The organism is Mycobacterium sp. TH-M15, assembly GCF_057473705.1.
On the sequence record NZ_JBYCLB010000007.1, the window covers coordinates 1 to 5,601 of the forward strand.

5 protein-coding genes and 3 pseudogenes are annotated in these 5,601 nt (G+C 68.8%); 7 read left to right on the top strand and 1 reads right to left on the bottom strand.

Annotated features, from left to right (window positions below):
- Positions 1-123: 123 nt before the first annotated feature.
- The 6 genes and pseudogenes from AC2VNT_RS00105 to AC2VNT_RS00130 all read left to right on the top strand — a co-directional run.
- A pseudogene (locus AC2VNT_RS00105) lies at positions 124-351 on the top strand (DUF7373 family lipoprotein); the annotation flags it as partial.
- Positions 352-379: 28 nt separating this feature from the next.
- Positions 380-664, top strand: a pseudogene (locus AC2VNT_RS00110) (DUF7373 family lipoprotein); the annotation flags it as partial.
- A pseudogene (locus tag AC2VNT_RS00115) lies at positions 655-1,491 on the top strand (serine/threonine-protein kinase); the annotation flags it as partial. The pseudogenes AC2VNT_RS00110 and AC2VNT_RS00115, both read left to right, overlap by 10 nt.
- A 267-nt stretch (positions 1,492-1,758) precedes the next feature.
- The gene (locus AC2VNT_RS00120) at positions 1,759-2,907 is read left to right on the top strand and encodes a DUF7373 family lipoprotein (RefSeq protein ID WP_486944934.1); all 1,149 of its coding nucleotides are present in this window, start codon (positions 1,759-1,761) and stop codon (positions 2,905-2,907) included.
- A 121-nt stretch (positions 2,908-3,028) separates the two neighbouring features.
- Positions 3,029-3,781 (top strand): LppX_LprAFG lipoprotein, encoded by a 753-nt coding sequence (locus AC2VNT_RS00125; RefSeq protein WP_486944930.1) that lies wholly within the window; start codon positions 3,029-3,031, stop codon positions 3,779-3,781.
- A 64-nt stretch (positions 3,782-3,845) separates the two neighbouring features.
- A complete protein-coding gene (locus AC2VNT_RS00130; protein ID WP_486944931.1) occupies positions 3,846-4,214 on the top strand; it encodes a DUF4189 domain-containing protein in 369 nt (122 codons plus the stop codon).
- A 23-nt stretch (positions 4,215-4,237) separates the two neighbouring features.
- On the opposite strand, the gene AC2VNT_RS00135 is transcribed toward AC2VNT_RS00130, so the two are convergent.
- Complete coding sequence (locus AC2VNT_RS00135; protein WP_486944932.1) at positions 4,238-5,149, bottom strand: FHA domain-containing protein; 912 nt, start codon at positions 5,147-5,149, stop codon at positions 4,238-4,240.
- Between the two features lie 151 nt (positions 5,150-5,300).
- On the opposite strand from AC2VNT_RS00135, the gene AC2VNT_RS00140 reads away from it, so the two are divergent.
- Entirely contained in the window at positions 5,301-5,462 is a 162-nt protein-coding gene (locus AC2VNT_RS00140; protein WP_486944933.1) for an FHA domain-containing protein, read from the top strand.
- Positions 5,463-5,601: the final 139 nt, after the last annotated feature.

The following is a 5,601-nucleotide window of genomic DNA, read 5'->3' on the forward strand; positions in this document are numbered from 1 at the left end:
GGGGTAGGGGTAGGGGTTCCTCGCCCGGCGTCGGCGTTGGGGTGGTTCGGGTTCGGGATCGTCGGCGAGATAGCTGATCCGGGCCGGTGCACCCGGCGCACCACCGCTACTGGCCAGCTACCGGTGGACCCCGCGAATTCCGGATTGCTGGCGCACACCTTGAATTTCCCGGACGAAAGCGCCGAGCAGATCGGCGTCTACAGCGCACCCGGCTGGCTGCACTTCGGAGACGACCCCTTTGTGGCAACGAAGCTGTTCCAGGACGCCGGCGTCACGTGGGTGTCGCATGCCTTGGGAACGGTGTATGAAGCACGCGACCCCGACGCCGCCGGACACTTAACCGAGAAGTACACGGCCCTCGTCGCCGACGCATCACGCCGAGGCGGTGAGCGCGCCGCCCGGCCTGCCGGCCGCACGATGTTTCGAGCGAACAGCCGGTGCCGCGAAGCTCGCCGATTCAAACGTGGACCACTACATGATCGCCACGGTCTCCGACACCGAAAAGGACGTCAAGCAACAGATCTCAGCCCAATACCGGATTCTGGCCGGCCGGTGGAGCTGCATACGCCATTGGGGCGCGAGTGGACTGCGGCAGGCCAACATGCGCATTGCTGAACTGGGCTTTCGACTAGCTGACAGAGAGTGGCAGACGCCGTGGCGCTGAGTGTCGGTTCGGTGGTCGGGGGCTACCGGATCGAGCAGGTGCTCGGCTCCGGCGGGATGGGCACGGTGTACCTGGCGGCCAACCCAGTGCTGCCGCGGCACGACGCGCTGAAGGTGCTCAATCCCGAGTTGTCGCAGGACGAGTCGTTCCGGGCCCGGTTCATCCGGGAGGCCGCACTCGCCGCCCGGCTGGACCATCCCAACATCGTCGCGGTGCACAACCGCGGCGAGACCGAGGAGGGTCAGCTCTGGATCGCCATGCAGTACATCGCCGGCACCGACGCCGACAAGGAGGCCAAGCAGGGCCGGATGAGCCCGCAGCGCGCGGCCTACATCGTCGGCGAGGTGGCCAAGGCGCTGGACCACGCCCACCGGCACGGCCTGATCCACCGCGACGTCAAGCCGGCCAACTTCCTGCTCGCGCCGGGCGACGGCGCCGAGCGGGTGTTCTTGGCCGACTTCGGGATCGCCCGCGGCGACGACGACACCGGTGAGCTGACCAAATCCGGTGTGGTGTTGTCGACGGTGGCCTACGGCGCCCCGGAGACGCTGTCCGGTGCGCCGGTGGACGGGCGAGCGGACATCTACTCGCTGGGCTGTTCGCTGTATCGGCTGCTGGCCGGTCAGGCGCCGTTCGCCGCCGCCGGAAACATGGCCGCGGCCGCGGCCGCGCACCTGCTGCAGCCGCCACCGCGGGTCACCGATCTGGCGCGGGGGCTGCCGCGCGGCATCGACGTGGTGCTCGCCCGGGCGATGGCCAAGGATCCGGCCCAGCGATACCAGAGCGCTCGCGAGTTCGCCGCCGCGGCAACCGATGCGCTGCAGGGCCGCACCGACGCGCTGCCCGGTGCGCGTGGGCACGCCGACCCGACCCGACCGGTGCAGCAGGGGGTGCCGGCGGTACTCGGACCGCGCCCGCCGGGCTGGCCCGCGCGGCCACGGCATCGGTGGTGGCAGCGCAAACGCTGGGTGGCACTACTGGCCGCGGTCACCGTGACGATCGCCGCGGTGGACGTCGGCGTGCTGGTGCGCGGCCACCACGCCAACGTCACGCCCAGCACCGTGGCAGTCGCCGACACCGCGGACGTGACGCTGATGGACACCGGGGGTTACCCGACGAAGCCGTGGACTCCGAAGCCAGCCGCCGCCGGCGGTGAGGGGTTCATAGCGATCACCGAAGCGGTGCGGATGTCGGCGTACGTGGTCGGACCGTGGCAGATCGACAAAGAACTCATCGGCCAGCAAGACGTCGTCACGACGGAACTGGTTAGCCCCAACATCATGATCGGCGACCGCAGCGACAGCAATTTTGCCAGCGCCCTCGATGATATCGCGGCAGCGCATGGCTTCGTCGCTGGATTCGTAACGGGCCGCCGAGCACCCGACGGCATCGCCGCGGGCTCCCGGGCGAAGGTCCTAGTTGACTCTGTCATGCGATTTCCGACCGCTGACGCAGCTGCCCACGTCGTGACCGACGCGGTCGCCAGGGTCCGAGCACATCCGAGTTCGTTCACCTCGATCCCAGTCGACGACGACACCCCGGGAGCATTCATGCAGGTGCTCGATTACGACGAATCAGGGGTCTTCGTCACGGCCATCGCTCCGCACGGGGCGTACGTTCTACAAGTGATGGCAGAGGTAGCTCGAGCCACGAGCGACGATCCATACCGCTACGCGCAAATGCTGGTCGGCAATTTTATGAAGACACAGAAGCCGTTGATTGACGGGTTTACGCCAACCGACCGGGCTAAATTGGCCGAACTTCCAGTGGACCCAACGAATTCCGGATTGCTGGCACACACGCTGTTAGCGCCGGATCAGGACGTGATGCTGATCGGTGTCTATGAGACGCACGGCTGGCTGCACTTCGAGGACGATCCTTTTGTGGCCGGGAAGTTGCTCGAGGACGCCGGTGTCGAGTGGGTTTCGCATTTTCTGGGAACGGTGTATCAAGCGCGAGACCCCGACAGCGCGAGGGCGCTGACCGAGAAGTACGCCGCCGGCATCGCCGACGCAGCTGATATCGACTCGGTGAGCGCACCACCCGGCCTGCCCGCCGCACACTGTTTCGAACGGACGGCGGACGTCGCGGCACCCGCCGATCCGGATTCGCGGCGTTGGGCCAACTGGCACTTCAAATGCGTCGCCAACGTCGACCGCTACATGATCACCACGGTCTCCAACACCGAAAAGGACGTGAAGCAGCAGATCTCGGCGCAGTACCGGATTCTGGCCGGCGTCTGACGCCGCGTGCGCGGCAGGTCAGGCGCACAACCTGCACCCGGCGACAAGACCTTGGGTTACGATGCTCGGGCCAACCCGCGAGTGCTGCGGCCGTGCCGCGGACCCGACGAAGGAGATGTTTATGAAACTCCGGTCTCGTACCGGTCTTGCCGCCACCTCAGTGATGGTCGCGGCAGCACTCATCCTCTCTGGCTGCCACACGTCGACCACCGAGACGACCAGCAGCACCGCCGCCACCAGCGGCGAACAGGGCGGCAACGAAGACGCGGCCAAGCTCATCCACGACGCCGCCGAGGCGATGGGCAAGGTCACCGGCCTGCACCTGGTGCTGGAGACCCAGGGCAAGGTGCCCAACTTCAGCGTGACCAAGCTGGAGGGCGACGTCTCCAACCAGCCGCAGCCGGCCGCCACCGGCACCGCGACGCTCACCGTCGGCCAGCAGACCGTCGACGCGAAGATCATCTACGCCGACGGCCACCTGTACTCCGACGTCGGCGACCCGGGCGGCAAGTTCACCGACTTCGGCGACGGCGGGTCGATCTACGACGTGTCGGCCATCCTGGACCCGACCAAGGGCCTGGCCAACGTGCTGAACACCCTCAAGGACCCGAAGATCGACGGCACCGAGACCGTCAACGGCGTCGCGACCACCAAGGTCAGCGGCACCTCATCGACCGACGAGATCGCGAAGCTGGCCGGCGCCCGGCTGGCGCCGAAGGAGGCGCAGACGATGCCGACCACAGTGTGGATCGCCTCGGACGGCTCCAACCACGTGGTGAAGGCGCAGATCGTCCCGGTTCCGGACGCGACGATCACGCTGCTGCTGTCGGATTGGGGCAAGCAGGTCACCGCCACCAAGCCGGAAGTCGAGTGACATGCCGACGACCACCACTGCCAAAGAAAACCCGCTGATCCGGCTCCGGAAAGGAACCACCACCATGGCAATCGCCGCTCTGCACCGACGCGCCGCAGTGATCGCCGCCGGAGTCGCGGCAGTGGCCGGGATGACCATCGCGTCACCGGTTGCCAACGCCGTCACCTACCACGGTGCGATCGCCTACTCGGGCTCCACCGGGTCCGGCGGCAGCGCCTGGGACCACCCGACCCGGGAGTCGGCGGACCGGATGGCGCTGAGCTACTGCGGCTACACCGACTGCACGGTGCTGGTCGACTTCACCGAGTGCGGCGCCGTCGCGGAGAACTCCACCGCCTACCACGGCGGGTACGGCCCGACGCTCTCCGCGGCGATGTCGGACGCGCTGAGCCACCTGCCGGGCAGCTGGATCCTCGCCTGGGCGTGCAACTAGGCGCTGCCGGGCGGAACCGGACGCTAGCCGGTCGAGAGCTGGGTGACCAGCGCCTCGACCGCGCTGGCGACCTCGGGCGGAACCGGGCGCTCGCCTTCGAGGGCGGCGATGGCGTCCGCCGGCACCCCGGCGGCGTTGGCCGCCTCCGCAACGTCGAGCTCGGCGTGATGGCGCGCCCGGTACAGCCGCTGACCCAGCGTGGCCGACGGCGACTCGGCGGCCCGCAGCATCAGCTCGGTGTACCGGCGGCGGACCGCGCTCAGCGCCAGCACGAGCTTGGTGGCGCCGGTGCTGCTGCGGGCGTTGCTCTCCGCCAGCGACTCCAGCCGGCGCAGGTCGGCGAGGACGGCGCTGATCTTGGGGATGAACTCCGGGTCCGCTGCGCCGGGCAGGCCTTCGATCGCTTCGATGATGGTGTGCATCGCCGCGTCGACCGCCTCGGTCATCAGCGGCACCCGTGCGCTGCTGCCCATCACCTCGGTCGGTTCGCGGTCGCTGGGTGCCTGCGGAACCCGGCCGCTCGGCGTGCTCGCGCCCGGCGGCGGCTGCGGTGCGGCGTGGTCGACGGCACCGCCGACGATGTCGTTGAGGTTGGCGATCAGCGTGCCCTCCAGCGGTTCGCTGGGAACGAGCTGCACCGGAATGCCCTGAGCGTGCCCCAGGCTGACGGTGACCGGGCCGGTGATCAGCATCGACCCGCGACGCACTCCGTCGACGAAGACCCCGTTGGAGCTGGTGTCGACGGCCTGCCAGCCGTCACCGTGGGGCTCCAGCCGCAGGTGCGCGCGGGAGATCCGGTCGTCCCGGATCCGGATGGTCGCGCGCGGGTCTCGACCGATCACCACCGCGCCGTCCACCGGGTTCAGGACGTGGCGCTCCGACCCGATCTGAACGACCAGTGTCGGCGCCGCATCCGCCGCGGGCCGGTCAACCATCTGTCTCACTCCTCTCGCGGAACCACCGTCATCCCGGCGTATACGGTAGCCCGCGACGCCGATCTGCCGCACCGCTGACTAGTATCTGCGGTCGACACGCACGGAGCGGCCCGCTGCGCCTGCCCGGCAGGGAAAGGACGACCGCGAGCACATGGGGAACCCCACCGCGACACCACCGTTGACGGTTTGGCTGGGCAAGGCCATGTACACCTTCCTGCCCGGCCAGGAGGTCACCGTCGGCCGCAGCAGCCAATGTGACATCTGCCTGGACGACCCGGCGATCGCCGGCCTGATCTCCCGCGTGCACGCGTAGCTGCAGGTGGACGGAGCGGGGTGGGTGGCGGTCAACCGCGGCCGCAACGGAATCTTCGCCGACGGCACCCGGGTGGACACGGTGCCGATCCGGGACGGCCAGAGCATCGCGCTGGGCGGCCCGGACGGTCCCCGGCTGA